The following is a 19035-nucleotide window of genomic DNA, read 5'->3' as shown; positions in this document are numbered from 1 at the left end:
TATACTGGCCGCCGCTCCCTGGAGTGTGCGCCAGTTGGTGATGTCCCTGAGCCGATTCGCACAACCCCGGAGGTTGCACGTTGAAGCCGGTGTGCATGTCCGCTTGACGGAAAGCCTTAACGCCTCCTGCAACCTCCACCTTGAACTTTCGGGTTCAAGGGCTAAGCCGACAGCGGCACGTCGGGGAGTCACCTTTTCCAGCCGGTTGCCCCTCTGCGGCAATCGCTACCGCAACAGCCCATGCTCGATACCTCTGCACTAAGCCGCGCGCAATTACGCCGCCACCTGCGCGTACAGCGCCGCGCCCTCAGCCGCCACGCCCAACGCCAAGCCGCCCAAGGCCTGTATAAACTGCTGGCGCAGCACCCGCTGTTTCGCCGCGCGCGGCACATTGCCCTGTACCTTCCCAACGACGGCGAGATCGACCCACGCCCCCTGCTGCGTGCCGCACAGCAACGGGGCAGGGCGACTTATTTACCAGTGCTAAGCCCCTGGCCGCGCAGCAAAATGGTGTTTCAACGCATCCGCGCCCATGAGCGCTTGCAGAAGAATCGCTTCGGTATCGACGAGCCCCAGCGCAACTGCAAACAGCAGCGCAAGGTCTGGGCACTGGATCTGGTATTGCTACCGCTGGTCGGTTTCGACCGTCACGGAGGACGCCTGGGCATGGGCGGTGGGTTCTATGACCGCAGCCTGGCGTATCGCGCACTGCGCAAAAATTGGCACAAACCGACATTATTGGGTTTGGCGCATGAGTGTCAGCAGGTGGATCGACTGACCATGGCCAGCTGGGATGTGCCACTGCAAGGCACAGTGACGGATAAGGCGTGGTATTGAGTCAGGCCGCTTAAAGGCTGTACCGCACTCCCTGCGGTACCTACCAGGTTCAACCAGCCGCTTGCGACTGAGTGACCGGTGTATCAGCCTGGCGATCCCACAAACTCTGGGTATAACCGGTAGTGACCACACCCAGGCTGAACAGTATTACCAAAATCAACAACACATCGGGTTTACGTTTCATCGAATGCCTCCCCCTTAAAGGCATAGCGCACGCTGTATTCGCGGCGATTATTTTTATAGGTCCAACAGCGGCTGCCATCCACACGCGCCGGCTGCAACACTGCAATACGCCGGGCACTACCCGTGCAAATAGCACCTGCCCGCTAACGGACTGAATCACAGGAGCAAAGTTCATGCCTTATTGGCTGATGAAGTCAGAACCCGACGAACTCTCGATCCACGACCTGCAGCGCCTGGAGCAGGCACGCTGGGATGGCGTGCGCAATTACCAGGCGCGCAACTTCCTGCGCAGCATGCAGCCGGGTGATCTGTTCTTCTTCTATCACTCCAGCTGCCCAGAGCCGGGCATTGCCGGAATCGCCCGCATCGCCTCGGCGCACTACCCCGATCCCACCGCGCTAGAGCCTGTCAGCCACTACTTCGATGCCAAGGCCAGCGCTGCCAAGAACCCCTGGAGCGCAGTCGATGTGGCGTTTGTCGAGGCCTTCAAGCGGGTGATCCCGCTGGCGCAGCTGAAAGCGCAGAGTGCGCTGCTGGCGTTGCCGCTGGTACAGAAGGGCAGCCGCCTGTCGGTTATGCCGGTCAGCACCGAGGAATGGGCAGCCGTGCTGGCGCTGCGCTGAAATGGCGCAGCGCCAGCTGCATGAGGGCTTATTGAATAATCAGGTTATTGAATAGCAGGTCTTCCACCAGCGGCTTGCCTTCCTCCTGGGTAAGCACTTCCTGCACCTGCTTGAGCGCCTCGGCGCGCAAGGTTTCGCGAGCACCCGGGGCCGCCATGGCTTCTTCTGTCTGCTGGGAGAACAGCATGACCAGTTGATTACGGATCAGCGGGTCGTGGTGTTTGACCCTCGCCTCGACATCTGCACCAGTTACCCGCAGGGAAATATCGGCCTTGAAGAATTTGAGCTTCGGCCCCTCGCCAAAATTTCCCACCAGCGCAGGAAACAGCGAGACATAGGCCACGGCAGGCACCGCCGCCTTGGCTTCTTTATCTTCAGAGGCGTGTGCCGCCAAGGGCAGGGACAGGGCCAACAACAATGCGATCCAGGCTTTCACAGGCGGTATTCCTCAAGAGTTCAGCCCCTAGCATAGCCACAGTCAGGCAGCGGCCCAAGCCCCAAGCTTATGCATAGCTATCAGGCACAGGCATGCTCGTTGACCGGGCACCGCCCGCACCTACACTGCATGACCATCAACCGCAGAGGAAAAGCCCGATGAAAGCCGTGCTGTGCAAAGCCTTCGGCCCCGCCGAAACCCTGGTACTGGAAGAAATCGCCAGCCCCGAAGCGAAGAAGAACGAAGTGCTGCTACAAGTGCATGCGGCCGGGGTCAACTTCCCCGACACCCTGATCATCGAGGGCAAATACCAGTTCAAGCCGCCCTTCCCCTTCTCTCCAGGTGGCGAAGCAGCTGGCGTGGTTAGCGCAGTAGGCGAAAAGGTCAGCCACCTGAAAGCCGGTGACCGAGTCATGGCCCTTACCGGCTGGGGCAGCTTTGCCGAAGAAGTGGCGGTGCCCGGCTACAACGTTATGCCGATCCCCGCGAGCATGGATTTTGCCAGCGCCGCCGCCTTCGGCATGACCTACGGCACCTCGATGCACGCCCTCAAGCAGCGCGCCAACCTGCAACCGGGGGAAACCCTGCTGGTACTCGGTGCCTCCGGTGGTGTTGGCTTGGCCGCCGTGGAAATCGGCAAAGCCATGGGTGCCAAAGTAATCGCCGCAGCAAGCAGCGCAGAAAAGCTCGAAGTGGCCAAGGCCGCCGGCGCCGATGAGCTGATCAACTACAGCGAAAGCAACCTGAAGGACGAAGTAAAACGCCTGACCGGCGGCCAGGGCGCGGACGTGATCTATGACCCGGTGGGTGGCGACCTGTTCGATGCAGCAATCCGCTCCATCGCCTGGAACGGCCGCCTGCTGGTGGTGGGTTTTGCCAGCGGTCGCATCCCCGAGCTGCCGGTCAACCTGACCCTGCTCAAGGGCGCAGCCGTGGTCGGGGTATTCTGGGGCTCCTTCGCCCAGCGCCAGCCGCAGGATAACGCCGCCAACTTCCAGCAGCTGTTCGCCTGGCACGCCGAAGGCAAACTCAAGCCGCTGGTGTCGCAGACTTTTCCATTGGAACAGGCTGCGGAGGCGATCAACACCCTTGGCCAACGCAAGGCCGTGGGCAAGGTGGTGGTGCAGGTGCGTTAAATGTAGGGTGGATGACGCTTTATTCATCCACCACTCACAGCAAAATTGGTGGATCGGTGAAGCGTGATCCACCCTACGAAGCCGCCCCAAAGCGGCTTCTTTCATTCAGCCACGCGGCGCGTAGGCGAATACATCCGCGCGCATCTGGTGCGCATCCATACCGGCATCCACTAGCGCATCCAGAGTGGCGTAGACCATCGCCGGTGAGCCGCTGGCATAGACATTCAGCGCCTTGAGGTCAGCGAAGTCTTCACGCACGGCTTCGTGCAGCAGGCCACAACGGCCCTGCCAGCCACACTGATCACTGACCACCTGATGCAGGAACAGGTTGGGCACCTGCTGCCACTGCGCCCAATGTTCCAGCTCGTAGAAGTCTTCCGGGCGACGCGCGCCCCAGTACAGGTGCACCGGATGGACGAAACCGGCGGCGCGGCAGTGTTCGATCAGGCTGTGCATTTGCGCCATGCCAGTACCGGCGGCGATCAGCACCAGCGGCCCAGCCGGCAGCTCGGCCAGGTGGGTATCACCGAACGGCATCTTCACCCGCACCAGACCGCTACGGCGCAGCTGGGCGATCAGCGCAACCGTGGCCTCATCGCGAGCCAGCACATGCAGCTCCAGCTCGCGTCCGCGATGCGGCGCCGAGGCCAGGGAGAAGGCTGCGTAATCATCGCCGTCGCGCTGCAGCAGCAGGTATTGCCCGGCGTGGTAACGCGGCGCCTTGCCGGCCGGCGTATTCAGCCGCAGGCGAAACACATCGCCGCCCAGCTCATCACAGGCGACAACCTGGCAGGCCAGTTCACGCACCGGCAGCTCGCCGGGGGCCAGCACGCCATCCCAATGCAGCACACAGTCTTCCAACGGCTCGGCCAGGCAGGTGAACAACTCACCTTGGCTCAGCTCGACCCCGCCCTGCTGCACACGGCCTTCAACCAGCAGCGCCGCGCAGATATGGCAGTTACCATTGCGGCAGCTCTGCGGGCAGTCGTAACCCAGCCGCCGCGCGGCATCGAGGATGCGCTCGCGGGGCTGCACGTCAAGCACGGCACCTGAAGGATTCAGGGTGACTTTCATCAATCGATTCCCAACTCAGACCACAGCGCATCGACACGCTGTTTGACCGCTTCATCCTGAACGATAGCCCGACCCCACTCACGGTTGGTTTCGCCGGGCCACTTATGGGTGGCGTCCAGGCCCATCTTCGAACCAAGGCCGGAGATCGGCGAGGCGAAGTCGAGGTAGTCGATCGGTGTGTTGTCGATCATCACCGTGTCGCGTTTGGGGTCCATGCGCGTGGTAATTGCCCAGATCACGTCGTTCCAGTCCCGTGCGTTGATATCGTCGTCGGTGACGATAACGAACTTGGTGTACATGAACTGTCGCAGGAACGACCACACACCAAGCATTACGCGCTTGGCGTGGCCGGGGTACTGCTTCTTGATGGTCACCACCGCCATGCGATACGAGCAACCTTCCGGCGGCAGGTAGAAGTCGATGATCTCGGGAAACTGCTTCTGCAGGATCGGCACAAACACTTCGTTGAGCGCCACACCGAGAATCGCCGGCTCATCTGGCGGACGACCGGTATAGGTGCTGTGGTAGATCGGCTTTTGCCGACGGGTAATGCGCTCGACGGTAAATACCGGGAAGGTATCGACCTCGTTGTAATAGCCGGTGTGGTCGCCGTATGGCCCTTCCGGCGCGGTCTCGCCCGGATGGATCACGCCTTCGAGGACGATTTCGGCGCTGGCCGGCACCTGCAGATCACTGCCACGGGCCTTGACCAGCTCGGTGCGGTGGCCGCGCAGCAGGCCGGCAAAGGCGTATTCGGAGAGGCTGTCTGGTACCGGAGTAACCGCGCCAAGAATGGTCGCCGGATCGGCGCCTAGCGCCACGCACACCGGGTAGGGGCGATCCGGATACTTCTGGCACCACTCGCGGTAGTCCAGGGCACCACCACGGTGGCTGAGCCAGCGCATGATCACCTTGTTACGGCCGATCACCTGCTGGCGGTAGATACCGAGGTTTTGCCGTTCCTTATTCGGACCTTTGGTGATGGTCAGACCCCAGGTAATCAGTGGGCCGACATCACCCGGCCAGCAGGTCTGCACGGGCAGCTTGCCGAGGTCGACATCCTCGCCCTCTTCGACCACTTCCTGGCACGGCGCGTCTTTGAGCACCTTGGGCGCCATGCTCAGCACCTTCTTGTAGATCGGCAGCTTGTTCCAGGCATCCTTGAGGCCTTTCGGCGGCTCAGGCTCCTTGAGAAAGGCCAGCAGCTTGCCGATTTCACGCAGCTCGCTGACTTCTTCCGCGCCCATACCCAAGGCCACGCGTTTGGGCGTGCCGAACAGGTTGCCGAGCACCGGCACGTCAAACCCTGTGGGGGTTTCGAAGAGCAGCGCCGGCCCGCCTTTACGCAGGGTGCGGTCGCAGATTTCGGTCATTTCCAGCACAGGGGAAACCGGCGTTTGGATGCGCTTGAGTTCGCCGCGCGTCTCCAGACCGCGAATAAAATCGCGCAGGTCACGATACTGCATGCAGATGCCTCGTTTCGGGCCGAGCAATAGGGGCGCAAAGTTTAGCGCCGAACTGGGTCTTTCAGAAGGGAAAGCCAGCCTCCAGACACACAAAAGCCGGGCTTACCCGGCTTTTGTTGTAAGGCGAAGGACGCCTTACTTACGCTTCATCGACTGGAAGAACTCTTCGTTCGTCTTGGTCGCTTTCAGCTTGTCGGTGAGGAACTCGATGGCGGCAATCTCATCCATCGGGTGCAGCAGCTTGCGCAGAATCCACATGCGCTGCAGTTCGTCATCGGCGGTCAGCAGTTCTTCGCGGCGAGTACCGGCGCGGTTGATGTTGATCGCAGGGAACACACGCTTCTCGGCGATACGACGGTCCAGCGGCAGCTCCATATTGCCGGTGCCTTTGAACTCTTCGTAGATCACTTCATCCATCTTCGAGCCGGTTTCTACCAGCGCGGTGGCGATGATGGTCAGCGAGCCGCCTTCTTCGATATTACGCGCGGCACCGAAGAAGCGTTTCGGCTTCTCCAGGGCGTGAGCGTCGACACCACCGGTAAGCACCTTGCCGGAGCTTGGGATCACGGTGTTGTAGGCACGCGCCAGACGGGTGATGGAGTCGAGCAGGATAACCACGTCCTTCTTGTGCTCGACCAGGCGCTTGGCCTTCTCGATCACCATTTCGGCAACCTGCACGTGGCGGGTTGGCGGCTCGTCGAAGGTCGAGGCAACCACTTCGCCGCGCACGGTGCGCTGCATCTCGGTCACTTCTTCCGGGCGCTCGTCGATCAGCAGAACGATCAGGTGGCACTCGGGGTTGTTGCGTGCGATGTTCGCCGCGATGTTCTGCAGCATGATGGTCTTACCGGCTTTCGGCGGTGCGACGATCAGGCCGCGCTGGCCTTTGCCAATCGGGGCGCAGAGGTCGATCACCCGGCCGGTGATGTCCTCGGTGGAGCCGTTACCGGCTTCCATGACCAGACGCTTGGTGGGAAACAGCGGCGTCAGGTTTTCAAACAGAATCTTGTTCTTGGCGTTTTCCGGGCGGTCGTAGTTGATCGTGTCAACTTTGAGCAGCGCGAAGTAACGCTCGCCTTCTTTCGGCGGGCGGATCTTGCCGACGATGGTATCGCCAGTACGCAAGTTGAAGCGGCGGATCTGGCTCGGCGAGACGTAGATGTCATCGGGGCCAGCGAGGTACGAGGCATCCGCAGAGCGGAGAAAGCCGAAACCGTCCTGGAGAATCTCCAGCACGCCATCACCGGAGATTTCCTCACCGCTTTTAGCGTGTTTTTTCAACAGGGAGAAAATCACGTCCTGCTTGCGCGAACGGGCCATGTTTTCCAGGCCTTGTTGTTCAGCGAGTTCCAGCAGTTCGGTAATCGGCTTTTGCTTGAGTTCGGTCAGATTCATAGGAATGACGTAATCATGAAGGAGGGGAATAAGCTATTTAGCTTGGGAGGCCGCGCCGCTGAGAAGGCGACTTGATCGCCTGCTTGTATATCGAAAGATTCGAATAGGAATGCGTCGGCGACGGCTTGCAGGGGGCTGCATAGGAAATGCAGCGAGGCCGAATGTAACACCGGCTTTATTCATCGTCCAGCGCCCAGACAGAAAAAAGCCCCGCAATGTGCGGGGCTTTCAGGGCTTGTTGCCGTCTCAACGCAACTTAGATGTTGCTGTCGAGGAAGGCCGCCAGCTGCGACTTGGACAGCGCGCCGACTTTGGTGGCTTCGACATTGCCGTTCTTGAACAGCATCAGCGTCGGGATGCCACGCACGCCGAACTTCGGCGGGGTGTCCTGGTTTTCATCGATGTTCAGCTTGCAGACTTTCAGCTTGCCCTGGTAAGTCTGGGCGATCTCATCGAGTACCGGCGCGATCATCTTGCACGGGCCGCACCACTCAGCCCAGTAGTCGACCAGCACCGGCCCCTCGGCCTGGAGAACATCCTGGTCGAAACTGGCATCGCTGACATTGGTGATGAATTCGCTCATGGAAAGTCTCCGAGTTCGTAAGCAAAAGATGGGCGACATCATAGCCCGGCTTTTCCCACACAGGAAGGCGGTGGCAATTGAGCTTCTCTATGGTTTGGCCACAAGCCAGCCGTGCAACCGCCTGCGTCACAATTTATTCAGACGGCCGGCAAGCCCCGGCCAGCCGCCGCGCGAACCGTAGCGCAGCGGGTTTGGCCTGTACCTGCGACATCAGTATGCGTTGGCGGGGCCTGGCTATCGTGGCACGATGGCGCGGTTCCGCATTGAGATGGTTCTGCCATGCCGCATACCCCTGCCGAGTCTTTTCCTTTGATTGCAGCTATCGACCTGGGCTCCAACAGCTTCCATATGGTGCTGGCCAAAGCCGATCACGGCGAGATCCGCATCCTCGAACGCCTCGGCGACAAGGTCCAGCTGGCCGCCGGCATCGACGAGCAGCGCCTGCTCAGCGAAGAAGCCATGCAGCGCGGGCTCGATTGCCTGCGCCGCTTCGCCCAGCTGACCGCCAGCCTGCCGGAAGGCGCCGTGCGCGTGGTGGGCACCAACGCCCTGCGTGAGGCGCGCAACCGTGGCGAATTTATCCGCCGCGCCGAAGAGATCCTCGGCCACCCGGTTGAAGTCATCTCCGGGCGCGAAGAAGCGCGACTGATTTACCTTGGCGTGTCGCACAGCATCGCCGACACCCCCGGCAAGCGCCTGGTCGCCGATATTGGCGGCGGCAGCACCGAGTTCATCATCGGCCAGCGCTTCGAGCCGCTGCTGCGCGAAAGCCTGCAGATGGGTTGCGTGAGCTTTACCCAGCGTTTTTTCAAGGACGGCAAGATCACCCCAGCACGTTATGCCCAGGCCTACACCGCGGCGCGGCTGGAGATCATGGGCATCGAGCACGCCCTGCGCCGCCTGGGCTGGGAAGACGCCGTCGGCGCATCCGGCACCATCAAGGCCATCGGCCTGACCATCCAAGCAGCCGGCCTCGGCACGGGCGAAGTCAACGCCCAGGGCCTGGCCTGGCTGAAACGCAAAGTATTCAAGGCCGGCGAGGCAGAAAAACTCGACCTCGACGGCATCAAGCCGGATCGCCGGGGGATTTTCCCGGCGGGCCTGGCGATTCTCGAAGCAATCTTCGACGCCTGCGATATCCAGCGCATGAGCCATTCCGAAGGCGCGCTGCGCGAAGGCGTGCTGTATGACCTGCTTGGCCGCCATCAGCATGAGGACGTGCGCGAGCGCACCCTGAGTTCGCTGATGGAGCGCTATCACGTCGATCTGGAGCAGGCCGCACGGGTCGAGAGCAAGGCGCTTGCGGCGCTGGAGAAGGTGGCCAACGATTGGCAACTGGAAGATGACTGGCACCGCGAGCTGCTCAGCTGGGCGGCCAAGGTGCATGAAGTCGGCCTGGACATCGCCCACTACCAGTACCACAAGCACGGCGCCTACCTGGTCGAGCACTCGGACTTATCCGGCTTCTCGCGTCAGGATCAGCAGATGCTCGCGCTCCTGGTACGCGGCCATCGGCGCAATATCCCCAAGGACAAGTTCGCCGAATTCGGCAGCGAAGGCATCAAGCTGATCCGCCTCTGCGTGCTGCTGCGTTTTGCCATCCTGTTCCACCATATCCGTGGCACCCAGGAAATGCCCAACGTGCAGCTCAAGGCTGCCGAGCAGCGTCTGGAGATTCAGTTTCCCGAAGGCTGGCTGGAGAGCAACCCGCTGACCCAGGCAGATTTCACCCAGGAAGCGGAGTGGCTCAAACGTATCGGTATCGAACTGAGCGTGAGCTGACGCTGACGCTCACGCCCTCTCCCACCCTATCTAGCGTGCGCTGATCAACGGCGCAGTCAGCTTCTCCAGCAGGCCAGCCTGCGCGCTGCGCGGGTTCTGGTTGCCGCTCGGGCTGGTACGCAGGTAGCGCCCATCTGACTGCAGCACCCAGGCCTGGGTGTTGTCGGTCAGGTAGCTTTCCAGCTCCTTTTTCACCCGCAGAATCAGCTTCTTGCCTTCCACCGGGAAGCAGGTCTCGACGCGCTTGTCGAGGTTGCGTTCCATCCAGTCGGCGCTGGACAGGTAGATCTTCTCCTCGCCGCCATTGGAGAAATAGAACACCCGCGTGTGCTCCAGGAAGCGGCCGATAATCGAGCGCACCTGGATATTGTGCGACACGCCGATAATGCCCGGGCGCAGGCAACACATGCCGCGCACCACCAGGTCGATCTTCACCCCGGTCTGGCTGGCCTTGTACAGCGCGCGGATGATCTTCGGATCGGTCAGCGAGTTGAACTTGGCGATGATATGCGCCGGCTTGCCCTCGGCCGCCAGCGCGGTTTCGCGGGCGATCATGTCGAGCAGGGTCTTTTTCAGGGTAAACGGCGCGTGCAGCAGCTTCTTCATGCGCAGGGTCTTACCCATGCCAATCAGCTGGCTGAACAGCTTGGACACGTCCTCGCACAGCGCCGCATCGGCGGTGAGCAGGCTGTAGTCGGTGTACAGCTTGGCGTTGCCGGCGTGGTAGTTGCCGGTACCCAGGTGCGCGTAACGGACGATATCGCCGGCCTCGCGACGCAGAATCAGCATCATCTTGGCGTGGGTCTTGAAGCCCACCACGCCATAGATCACCACCGCACCGGCAGCCTGCAGACGGCTGGCCAACTGCAGATTGGACTCTTCATCGAAGCGCGCACGCAGCTCGATCACCGCGGTAACTTCCTTGCCGTTACGCGCGGCTTCCACCAGCGCATCGACGATCTCCGAGTTGGCCCCGGAGCGATACAGGGTCTGCTTGATCGCCAGCACATGCGGGTCTTTTGCCGCCTGACGCAGCAGATCGACCACTGGAGTAAACGACTCGAAGGGGTGCAGCAGGAGGATGTCCTGCTTGCTGACCACGCTGAAAATATTTTCGGCGTTCTGCAACAGCTTGGGGATCACCGGGGTGAACGGCGTGTATTGCAGCTCCGGGTGGCTTTCCAGGCCGGTGATGCTGAACAGCCGGGTCAGGTTGACCGGACCGTTGACCCGGTACAGCTCGGCCTCGGTCAGGCTGAACTGCTTAAGCAGGTAATCCAGCAGCGGCCGTGGGCAGGTATCGACCACTTCCAGGCGCACCGCGTCGCCATAACGCCGGCTGAACAGCTCGCCACGCAGGGCGCGGGCCAGGTCTTCGACGTCCTCGGTGTCCACCGAGAGGTCGGCGTTACGGGTCAGACGGAACTGGTAGCAGCCCTTGACCTTCATGCCCTGGAACAGGTCATCGGCGTGGGCGTGAATCATCGAGGAGAGGAACACGAAGTTATCGCCAGGGCCGCCGACATCCTCCGGCACCTTGATGATGCGCGGCAGCAGACGCGGCGCCGGAATGATCGCCAGACCGGAGTCGCGACCGAAGGCGTCGATACCCTCCAGCTCGACGATAAAGTTCAGGCTCTTGTTTACCAGCAGCGGGAACGGGTGCGTCGGGTCGAGGCCGATCGGGGTGATGATCGGCGCGATCTCGTCGCGGAAATAGCGGCGGACCCAGGCCTTGTGCTTGGCCGTCCAGAAACGCCGGCGGATAAAGTTGACGTTGTGCTTGGCCAGCGCCGGGAACAGGTTGTCATTGAGAATCGCGTACTGCCGGTCCACCTGCTCGTGCACCAGCTCAGCAATCCGCGCCAACGCCTGGTGCGGCTGCAGGCCGTCGGCGCCGGCCTGTTCACGGGCGAAGTTGATCTGCTTCTTCAGGCCGGCCACGCGGATCTCGAAGAACTCATCCAGGTTGCTGGAGAAGATCAGCAGAAACTTCAGCCGTTCCAACAGCGGATAGGACTCATCCAGCGCCTGTTCCAGCACGCGGATATTGAATTGCAGCTGCGACAGCTCGCGGTGGATATACAGGCTGCTGTCATCCAGGTTATGGATCACCACAGGCGCAGGTACGACCGGCGCTGGGGCCTCGATGACAGGGGTTTCCACGGCAACAACCTCATCGACGACCGGCTGGGCGTCTTGCAATTCTGGGGTACTGAGTCCTTCGGTGTTCATTACAAAGTCCTGGCGGGGCTATTGCCCCTGCTTCAGCAGTTCTGCCGCGCGCACGGCGAAATAAGTCAGGATGCCATCGGCACCCGCACGTTTGAAGGCAGTAAGTGATTCGAGAATCACCGCCTCGCCCAACCAACCATTTTCAATAGCCGCCATATGCATGGCGTACTCACCGCTGACCTGATAGACAAAGGTCGGCACCTTGAATTCCGCTTTGACCCGCCAGAGGATGTCCAGATAGGGCATGCCCGGCTTGACCATAACCATATCGGCGCCTTCAGCCAGATCGGCGGCCACTTCATGCAGCGCTTCGTCGCCATTGGCCGGGTCCATCTGGTAGCTGGCCTTGTTGGCCTTACCCAGATTCGCCGCCGAACCCACCGCATCGCGGAACGGGCCGTAGTAGGCGCTGGCGTACTTGGCCGAGTAGGCCATGATCCGCACATTGCTGTGATCGGCCAGTTCCAGCGCCTCGCGGATCGCCTGCACACGGCCATCCATCATGTCCGAGGGCGCCACCACCTGAGCACCGGCAGCGGCATGCGACAGCGCCTGTTTGACCAGCGCATCGACGGTAACGTCGTTCTGCACATAGCCGGACTCATCGAGGATGCCGTCCTGGCCATGGGTGGTGAACGGGTCCAGCGCCACATCGCTGATCACCCCCAGCTCGGGGAACTTGGCGCGCAAGGCACGGATGGCGCGCTGGGCGATGCCATCCGGGTTCCAGGCTTCTTCAGCCAGCAGGGATTTCTTCTCCAGCGGCGTCACCGGGAACAGCGCCAGCGCCGGAATGCCCAGGGCCACCCAGTGTTCGGCTTCCTTGAGCAGCAGGTCGATGGACAGGCGCTCGACACCGGGCATCGAGGCAATCGCTTCGCGGCGGTTTTCCCCGTCGAGGACGAACACCGGCAGAATCAGGTCGTCGACACTCAGGCGGTTTTCCCGCACCAGACGCCGGGAAAAATCATCACGGCGATTGCGACGCAGGCGAGTGGCGGGAAACAGGCGATTGGCGGGGGTAAAGCTCACGGCAGGCTCCGAAGCCCGTAGCAACGGGCAAGTGTGACAGTTATAAGCGGCCATTATGACCAAAGTATGACAACACACGACAGCGCTGCGACCGCTTGCCGCAAGCCCAACCAGCATAGCGCCGCAACTATGGCGAAGATATGTTGCACGCGTATGCACCACAGCCGTTTTCCCGACCCGGAAAGCACAACGGTGGAGCAGGCCTGCGCCTGTCCACCGTTGTGAGGTCCAGCAATGAACAAGATTTAGGCGGGAACGGCATCCTGCCCGCGCGGGGTCCAGAACAGCGCGCCCAGGCTGAGCAGGCTGTAGCCCACCAGCAACGCCCAGAGCAGTGGCTGAGCGCTCAGCAGGCCAAGCTGCAGGGCCAGCCAGGCCGCCGGCAGGTTGAGCAGCAGACGCAGCATTTCCCAGCGCCTGGCCGTCGGCCGGTTTTCCAGCCAGCTGCCGATGATCGTCAGCCCCACGGCCATCCAGACGATGCCCAACAGCGCCTGTGCCAGGCTCAGTGTGTCGCCCAGGCCCAGCAGCACGGTGCCGGCCACCACATACAGGCTGAACTGCACGCCGGCGTAGAGCTTCTGCGCCAGGCTCAACGGCACGTCGAATTTGACGAACTGGCTGAGGTCCGGCTTGCTCTGCGGGTACTTGGCCGCGACATCGGCCGGGCGCCAGCCGGTGCGCATAAACCAGATGCGCAGCTTGTCCCACCAGGACTCGGCGCGCACCGCATCACGCCACAGCGCGACATAGAACTGCGCATTGGCCCACAGCGGGTTCCAGCTGGCCAGCGGCGTGGTCACGCCGAACACCACCGGCTCTTCATCCAGCTCCTCTTGAAAGGTGCCGAACAGGCGATCCCAGAGAATGAACACGCCGCCGTAATTACGATCCATATACACAGCATTCTGCGCATGGTGCACGCGGTGGTTGGAGGGGGTGATAAAGAACCACTCGAACCAGCCCAGTTTGGGAATGTGCCGCGTGTGCACCCAGAACTGATAGAGCAGGTTCAGCGCCGCCACCGTGAGGAATACCAGCGGCGGCACACCGGCCACGGCCATCGGCAGGTAGAAGATCCAGCCGAAGATGAAACCAGTACTGGTCTGCCGCAACGCCGTGGAAAGGTTGTAGTCCTCGCTCTGATGGTGCACCGAGTGCGCCGCCCAGAGCACATTGCGCTCATGGCCCAGGCGGTGGTTCCAGTAGTAGCAGAAGTCGTAGAAGACAAAGGCGAACAGCCAGACCCACAGGCTGCTGGCCGATAAATCGAACACGCCGAAGTGCTGCCAGGCCAGGGTGTAGGTGAGCAGACCGACGGCTTTGGTCAGCAGGCCCACGGTGGTCGACAGCACCCCGGCACTGAGGCTGTTGAGCGCATCGGAGAAGCGGTAGGTGCTGACCCCGCGCCAGCGGTCGAGCAACAGTTCTAGGGCGATCAAGGCAAAGAAGAACGGTACGGCATAGAGGATGTAATTCATGGTTTCACCGGTTGCATAGAATCGCCATATCGCTGCACGAGGCTAACGGCTAGGATTGCTGAATAAATCCTAGCCCAGCGCCACATCCGCCTCGCGGCGCGCCATGCCAACCTGGGTGGCATATGGCGACATTAGGGTTCAGGCGACATCAGGACACGACTCAATTCGATACAGCTGGTTATTCAGGAGAACTTGATGAACAAGAAAGTCGCGGTGATTCTTTCCGGCTGTGGCGTCTATGACGGCGCGGAAATCCATGAAAGCGTGATCACCCTGCTGCGCCTCGATCAACGTGGTGCGCAGGTGCAGTGCTTTGCCCCCAACGTGCCGCAGCTGCATGTGGTCGATCACTACAGTGGCGACGAAATGGACGACACGCGCAACGTACTGGTCGAGTCGGCGCGCATCGCCCGCGGCAAGATCAAGGACGTCAAGGAGCTGCATGTCGGCGACTTCGATGCGCTGATCATGCCCGGCGGTTTTGGCGTGGCGAAAAACCTTTCCGACTTCGCCATCAGCGGCGCCAACTGCACCGTGCAGGCCGATGTGCTGAGCGCCACCCGCGCCTTTGTCGCAGCCGGCAAACCGGTGGGCCTGATGTGCATTGCCCCGGCGCTGGCGGCGAAGATCTTTGGCAGCGGTGTGATCTGCACCATCGGCAAGGACCACGAAACAGCCGCGACCCTGGTGCAGATGGGCGCCGAGCACCATGAGTGCGAAGTCAGCGAGATCGTCGAAGACGCCGAGCGCAAGCTGGTGACCACCCCGGCCTATATGCTCGCCCAGTCGATCAGCGAAGCCGCCTCGGGGATCAACAAGCTGGTGGATCGCGTGCTCGAGCTTAGCCACCCGGTCTAAGTCTGCGACCTGATCAGCCGTAGATCAGGCCGATAGCACGCCAATCACGCCAATGCGCGCGGTACTCCGGCCGCGCCACTGGTCAGATCGGCCGCAGTGCGGCAGGTTGAACTTCCCCTCGCCCAGGCACGCCCCCATGAGCAACCCACCGTTCGAGCTGACCGCCGAGCTGCAGCAAGCAGTCAGCAGCTTCTTCCAGCGCATCCCCTTCAATCAGGTGCTCGGTATCGAGCTGGATGAGCTGAGCGCCCAGCGCGTGACCATGCACCTGCCGATGAAGCCCGAGCTGATCGGAAACTTCGTCCACGGCATTCTGCATGGCGGGGTGATCTCCTCGCTGCTGGATGTGGCCGGCGGCGCCATGGCGCTGATTGGCGCATTCGACAAACACCAGCACCTGTCCAGCGCCGAGCGCATGGCGCGGCTGTCCAAGCTCGGCACCATCGACCTGCGCATCGACTACCTGCGCCCCGGCCGTGGCCAGCGTTTTACCGCCAGCGCGGTGCTGCTGCGTACCGGCAACAAGGTGGCGGTGGTGCGCAGCGAACTGCACAGCGATGACGGCACCCTGGTGGCCGTCGGCACCGGCACTTATCTGTGCGGCTAATGGCTAAGCCCGCTGCAAACGGGTGAGGATGCGATCCAATGAATTGGCGAACGCCTGCTTGTCGCGCTCGCCATACGGCGGTTGACCACCGCCGACCTGACCCAGTTCGCGCAACTCGGTAAACAGGTTACGCACCGCCAGCTTGTCGCCCATATTGCGCTCATCAAACTCGCGGCCGCGCGGATCAAGGGCCGCCACGCCTTTCTTTACCAGACGGTCGGCCAGCGGCACGTCGCTGCAGATCACCAACTCACCCGGCAGCGCATGCTCCACCAGGTAATCATCGGCCGCATCCGGGCCGCTGGGCACCACGATCAGCCGCACACAGCTGTACGCCGGCTTGATTTGCGCCTGACCAGCCACCAGCAGCACCTCGAAGCGCCGCTTCAGGGCGAACTTCACCACCTGATCCTTGGCCGCCTTGGGGCAGGCATCGGCATCAATCCAGACTCGCATCACCCAGCACTCTCCACAGGCAACAAAGCCGGCATGTTAAGCCATGCCGGCAGTAGCTGCGCTTCACGCCTGAGACAGACGGCGACGCTCGCCCAGCCAGCTGCGGCCATAAAGCAGCGCTATGGCCGCCAGCGCCGTGGCCTGGGCCGCAAGGCTGTAGGCATCATCGTGAATACCCAGCCAGTCGAACTCGAAGAATGCCACCGGCCGCGTACCCAGCACCCCGGCTTCCTGCAGGGCCGCGACGCCGTGGCCGGCAAACACCACCGAAAGCACACAGAGCAGCACGGCATTGACGCCGAAGAAGGTCGCCAGCGGCAGTTTGCGCGAGCCGCGCAGAATCACCCAGGCCAAACCAAGCAGCAGCACCAGCGCTGCGGCTGCGCCAGCCAGGACCATGCCATGGCCTTGCGGGCCGGCCTGCAGCCAGAGGGTTTCATAGAACAGGATGACTTCGAACAGCTCGCGGTACACCGAGAAGAACGCCAGCACGGCAAAGCCGAAACGCCCGCCACCGCCGACCAGGCTGCTCTTGATGTAATCCTGCCAGGCTGCGGCATGCCGGCGGTCATGCATCCACACGCCGAGCCAGAGCACCATCACGCTGGCAAACAGTGCGGTCACACCTTCGAGCAGTTCACGCTGCGCGCCGCTGACATCGATCAGGTAGGCCGCCAACGCCCAGGTGCCCGCGCCGGCCAGCAGCGCCAGGCCCCAGCCGATATGCACACTGCGCACCGCCTGTTGCTGACCGGTGTTGCGCAGGAAAGCCAGAATCGCCGCCAGCACCAGAATCGCTTCCAGCCCTTCGCGCAGCAGAATCAGCAGGCTGGAGAAGAAACTCAGCGAATCAGACAGGCCATCGCTGTCGAGCAATGCGGCGGAAGTCGCCAGCTCGGCCTTGGCCTGCTCCAGCCGCTGCGCCGCCTGCGGCACCGACAGACCATCCTGCAGCGCCTGACGGTAAGCCATCAGCGCACGCTCGGTGGTCTTGCGCTGCACCGAGTCGAGGTTATCCAGGGCGCTTTCGACCAGCTCGAAGCCTTCCAGATAGGCACCGACCGAAAGGTCATAGGCCTGCTCGTGATCGCCGGCGCGGTAGGCCGCCAGGCTCTGCTCCAGGGTCGCGCGGGTGTGCTCGATCAATTGCAGCGGGCCGCGTTGCTGCACCGGCGGCTGCGCACGCTGGGCGCGGAAGCGTGCGGCCGCCTCATCACCCTGCGCGGCCGCCACTTCATCCGGGGTCGTGCCGGCCAGTGTCGCCATACTGAACGGATCGCCTGCGGTAACCGGCTCGGCGCTGAAACCGGCGATATAACTGGCCAGGTCCCAGCGCTGGCGTTCATCCAGCTGGTCGGCAAAGGCCGCCATATCGGTGCCATCGATGCCCAGGCCGATGCTGTTGAACAGGTCATACAGGCTTAACCGATTGAGCCGCGCCAGGTCGCGCAGATTGGCCGGTGGCGGTTCCAGGCCGATGCCCGCCGGCCCGTCACCCGCGCCGCTGTCGCCGTGGCACACGCTGCAATGCTGAGCAAACAGCGGCGCACCACGGCTTGGGTCGGGGGTGATGGCCGGGGTCTGGCTGACGCCATAGGCCGTGGCCAGGGTCGCGGCCAACTGTCGCGCCTGCTGCGCGACCTGGCTGCCCTCGACACGCTGTTCGATGCCCTGGCGCAGGCTGGCCACGCCTTGCTCCAGCTTGGCCTGTTCGCTACGCGCTGGCAGCGCAACGATCAGACCTTGCAGTACAGTAAGAAACTCCAGCTGCTCGCGGTATTCGCCGGAGTCGATCACCTGACCATTGGCCACGGTGGCCGGGTAGTCAGCGCCCAGGTAACCGAGCAGATGCAGAGCTTGCGCCGCGCCCTCGATGGGTTCGGCCATAACAGCCAGGCTGCAGAGTGCCAACACGGGCATCAGCAACCAACTGCAGAAACGCAATACGGAAGTCATATAGGAGTTGATCCCAAATACGAATGGATGACATTCGATTGTTGCCCTCCTAACGACTTTCCTCAACCTTTGATCGACCACGGCCCGCGACGGATCGTCGCAATGACGCAGGAGTGATGCGATGAGTTTTTGGCAACGCCTGGAAGAACCGGCGCATGTCGTGGTCTGTGGCGCCAGCCGGGGGATCGGCCTGGCGCTGACCAGACAATTGCTTGCCCGCACCGATGTCGCCGGGGTCTGGGCCATCGCCCGCCAGGCCAGTCAGGCGCCCGGCCTGCTTGAGCTGACAGCGCAATATGGCCAACGCCTGCACTGTCTGGATGTGGATGTCTGCGATGAACAGGCGCTAAGCGAGCTGGCCGCGCAGTTGCGCGCCGCCATCCCTCGCCTGCATCTGCTGCTGTGCACGGTTGGCGTACTGCAGGACGGCGCGGCGAAAGCCGAGAAGGGTTTGGCGCAGATCAATCTTGAAGGGCTGCTGGCGACCTTTCAGCGCAACAGCTTTGCACCGATCCTGCTGCTCAAGTACCTGCTGCCGCTGCTACGCGGTCAGCATGCCTGCACGGTGGCGGCGCTGTCGGCGCGGGTCGGTTCGATTGGCGACAACCGCCTCGGCGGCTGGTACAGCTACCGCGCCAGCAAGGCTGCGCTAAACCAGTTGCTGCACACTGCAAGCATCGAGTTGAGCCGGCTCAACCCCAACAGCTGCGTGCTCAGCCTGCACCCCGGCACCACCGACACCGAGCTATCGAAGCCCTTTCAGGCCAATGTGCCGGCAGACAAGCTGTTTACCCCGAGCTATTCCGCCGAGTGCCTACTGGCGCAGATCGAACAGCACGGCCCGGCGCAGACCGGCAGCTTCTGGGGCTGGGATGGCCAGCCCATCCCCTGGTAG

At 62.2% G+C, this 19035-nt stretch carries 18 protein-coding genes and 1 other RNA gene; 8 read left to right on the top strand and 11 right to left on the bottom strand.

Annotated elements, in window-relative coordinates; genetic code table 11:
• Positions 1–12: 12 nt before the first annotated feature.
• Positions 13–191: non-coding RNA, 6S RNA (ssrS, locus tag P3C18_RS12295), on the top strand.
• A 49-nt stretch (positions 192–240) separates the two neighbouring features.
• On the top strand, positions 241–837 hold the full coding sequence (locus P3C18_RS12290; RefSeq protein ID WP_275962132.1) for a 5-formyltetrahydrofolate cyclo-ligase: 597 nt from the start codon (positions 241–243) through the stop codon (positions 835–837).
• A 49-nt stretch (positions 838–886) separates the two neighbouring features.
• Here P3C18_RS12290 and P3C18_RS12285 read toward each other — a convergent pair whose 3' ends face one another.
• Positions 887–1021, bottom strand: coding sequence for a hypothetical protein (locus tag P3C18_RS12285; protein ID WP_256665141.1), 135 nt, complete (start codon positions 1019–1021; stop codon positions 887–889).
• A gap of 172 nt (positions 1022–1193) precedes the next feature.
• Here P3C18_RS12285 and P3C18_RS12280 point away from each other — a divergent pair, with 172 nt between their 5' ends.
• Positions 1194–1643 carry an EVE domain-containing protein gene (locus P3C18_RS12280; protein ID WP_275962131.1) on the top strand — a complete coding sequence of 150 codons (450 nt, stop codon included), beginning with the start codon at positions 1194–1196 and terminating at the stop codon, positions 1641–1643.
• Positions 1644–1671: 28 nt separating this feature from the next.
• Here the strand turns inward: P3C18_RS12280 and P3C18_RS12275 are convergent, their stop codons facing one another.
• Positions 1672–2079, bottom strand: coding sequence for a flagellar basal body-associated protein FliL (locus tag P3C18_RS12275; protein WP_275962130.1), 408 nt, complete (start codon positions 2077–2079; stop codon positions 1672–1674).
• 158 nt (positions 2080–2237) lie between these two features.
• Between P3C18_RS12275 and P3C18_RS12270 the strand changes: the two genes are divergently transcribed.
• Positions 2238–3215 (top strand): NADPH:quinone oxidoreductase family protein, encoded by a 978-nt coding sequence (locus P3C18_RS12270; RefSeq protein ID WP_275962129.1) that lies wholly within the window; start codon positions 2238–2240, stop codon positions 3213–3215.
• Between the two features lie 105 nt (positions 3216–3320).
• On the opposite strand, the gene P3C18_RS12265 is transcribed toward P3C18_RS12270, so the two are convergent.
• The 4 genes from P3C18_RS12265 to trxA all read right to left on the bottom strand — a co-directional run bounded on the left by P3C18_RS12265 (position 3321) and on the right by trxA (position 7733).
• Positions 3321–4289, bottom strand: a complete 969-nt coding sequence (locus tag P3C18_RS12265) for a CDP-6-deoxy-delta-3,4-glucoseen reductase (protein ID WP_275962128.1) — start codon at positions 4287–4289, stop codon at positions 3321–3323.
• A complete protein-coding gene (gene ubiD / locus P3C18_RS12260) occupies positions 4289–5755 on the bottom strand; it encodes a 4-hydroxy-3-polyprenylbenzoate decarboxylase (protein WP_275962127.1) in 1467 nt (488 codons plus the stop codon). The genes P3C18_RS12265 and ubiD overlap by 1 nt, the downstream gene beginning before the upstream one ends.
• A gap of 135 nt (positions 5756–5890) precedes the next feature.
• Positions 5891–7150, bottom strand: a complete 1260-nt coding sequence (rho, locus tag P3C18_RS12255; protein ID WP_090254678.1) for a transcription termination factor Rho — start codon at positions 7148–7150, stop codon at positions 5891–5893.
• Positions 7151–7406: 256 nt separating this feature from the next.
• Positions 7407–7733, bottom strand: a complete 327-nt coding sequence (gene trxA, locus P3C18_RS12250; protein WP_090241426.1) for a thioredoxin TrxA — start codon at positions 7731–7733, stop codon at positions 7407–7409.
• A 279-nt stretch (positions 7734–8012) separates the two neighbouring features.
• Here trxA and ppx point away from each other — a divergent pair, with 279 nt between their 5' ends.
• Positions 8013–9515, top strand: coding sequence for an exopolyphosphatase (ppx, locus tag P3C18_RS12245; RefSeq protein WP_275962126.1), 1503 nt, complete (start codon positions 8013–8015; stop codon positions 9513–9515).
• Positions 9516–9545: 30 nt separating this feature from the next.
• Here the strand turns inward: ppx and ppk1 are convergent, their stop codons facing one another.
• The 3 genes from ppk1 to P3C18_RS12230 all read right to left on the bottom strand — a co-directional run bounded on the left by ppk1 (position 9546) and on the right by P3C18_RS12230 (position 14263).
• Positions 9546–11750, bottom strand: a complete 2205-nt coding sequence (gene ppk1 / locus P3C18_RS12240) for a polyphosphate kinase 1 (protein ID WP_275962125.1) — start codon at positions 11748–11750, stop codon at positions 9546–9548.
• An 18-nt stretch (positions 11751–11768) separates the two neighbouring features.
• Complete coding sequence (hemB, locus tag P3C18_RS12235) at positions 11769–12782, bottom strand: porphobilinogen synthase (protein ID WP_275962124.1); 1014 nt, start codon at positions 12780–12782, stop codon at positions 11769–11771.
• Between the two features lie 245 nt (positions 12783–13027).
• On the bottom strand, positions 13028–14263 hold the full coding sequence (locus P3C18_RS12230; protein ID WP_275962123.1) for a sterol desaturase family protein: 1236 nt from the start codon (positions 14261–14263) through the stop codon (positions 13028–13030).
• Positions 14264–14458: 195 nt separating this feature from the next.
• On the opposite strand from P3C18_RS12230, the gene elbB reads away from it, so the two are divergent.
• Positions 14459–15121: an isoprenoid biosynthesis glyoxalase ElbB gene (gene elbB, locus P3C18_RS12225; RefSeq protein ID WP_275962122.1), complete on the top strand. Its 663-nt coding sequence runs from the start codon at positions 14459–14461 to the stop codon at positions 15119–15121.
• Between the two features lie 136 nt (positions 15122–15257).
• Complete coding sequence (locus tag P3C18_RS12220) at positions 15258–15728, top strand: thioesterase family protein (RefSeq protein ID WP_275962121.1); 471 nt, start codon at positions 15258–15260, stop codon at positions 15726–15728.
• A gap of 3 nt (positions 15729–15731) precedes the next feature.
• On the opposite strand, the gene P3C18_RS12215 is transcribed toward P3C18_RS12220, so the two are convergent.
• Entirely contained in the window at positions 15732–16184 is a 453-nt protein-coding gene (locus P3C18_RS12215) for a YaiI/YqxD family protein (RefSeq protein WP_090378032.1), read from the bottom strand.
• 63 nt (positions 16185–16247) lie between these two features.
• Positions 16248–18140, bottom strand: a complete 1893-nt coding sequence (locus P3C18_RS12210; protein ID WP_275962120.1) for an FTR1 family protein — start codon at positions 18138–18140, stop codon at positions 16248–16250.
• A gap of 121 nt (positions 18141–18261) precedes the next feature.
• Here P3C18_RS12210 and P3C18_RS12205 point away from each other — a divergent pair, with 121 nt between their 5' ends.
• Positions 18262–19035 carry an SDR family NAD(P)-dependent oxidoreductase gene (locus P3C18_RS12205; RefSeq protein WP_275962119.1) on the top strand — a complete coding sequence of 258 codons (774 nt, stop codon included), beginning with the start codon at positions 18262–18264 and terminating at the stop codon, positions 19033–19035.

The sequence above is a fragment of the Pseudomonas sp. 1928-m genome (genome assembly GCF_029269135.1).
GTDB lineage: Bacteria > Pseudomonadota > Gammaproteobacteria > Pseudomonadales > Pseudomonadaceae > Aquipseudomonas.
The sequence above is the reverse complement of the archived record's forward strand: the minus strand, read 5'-3'. Positions and strand labels throughout refer to the sequence as shown.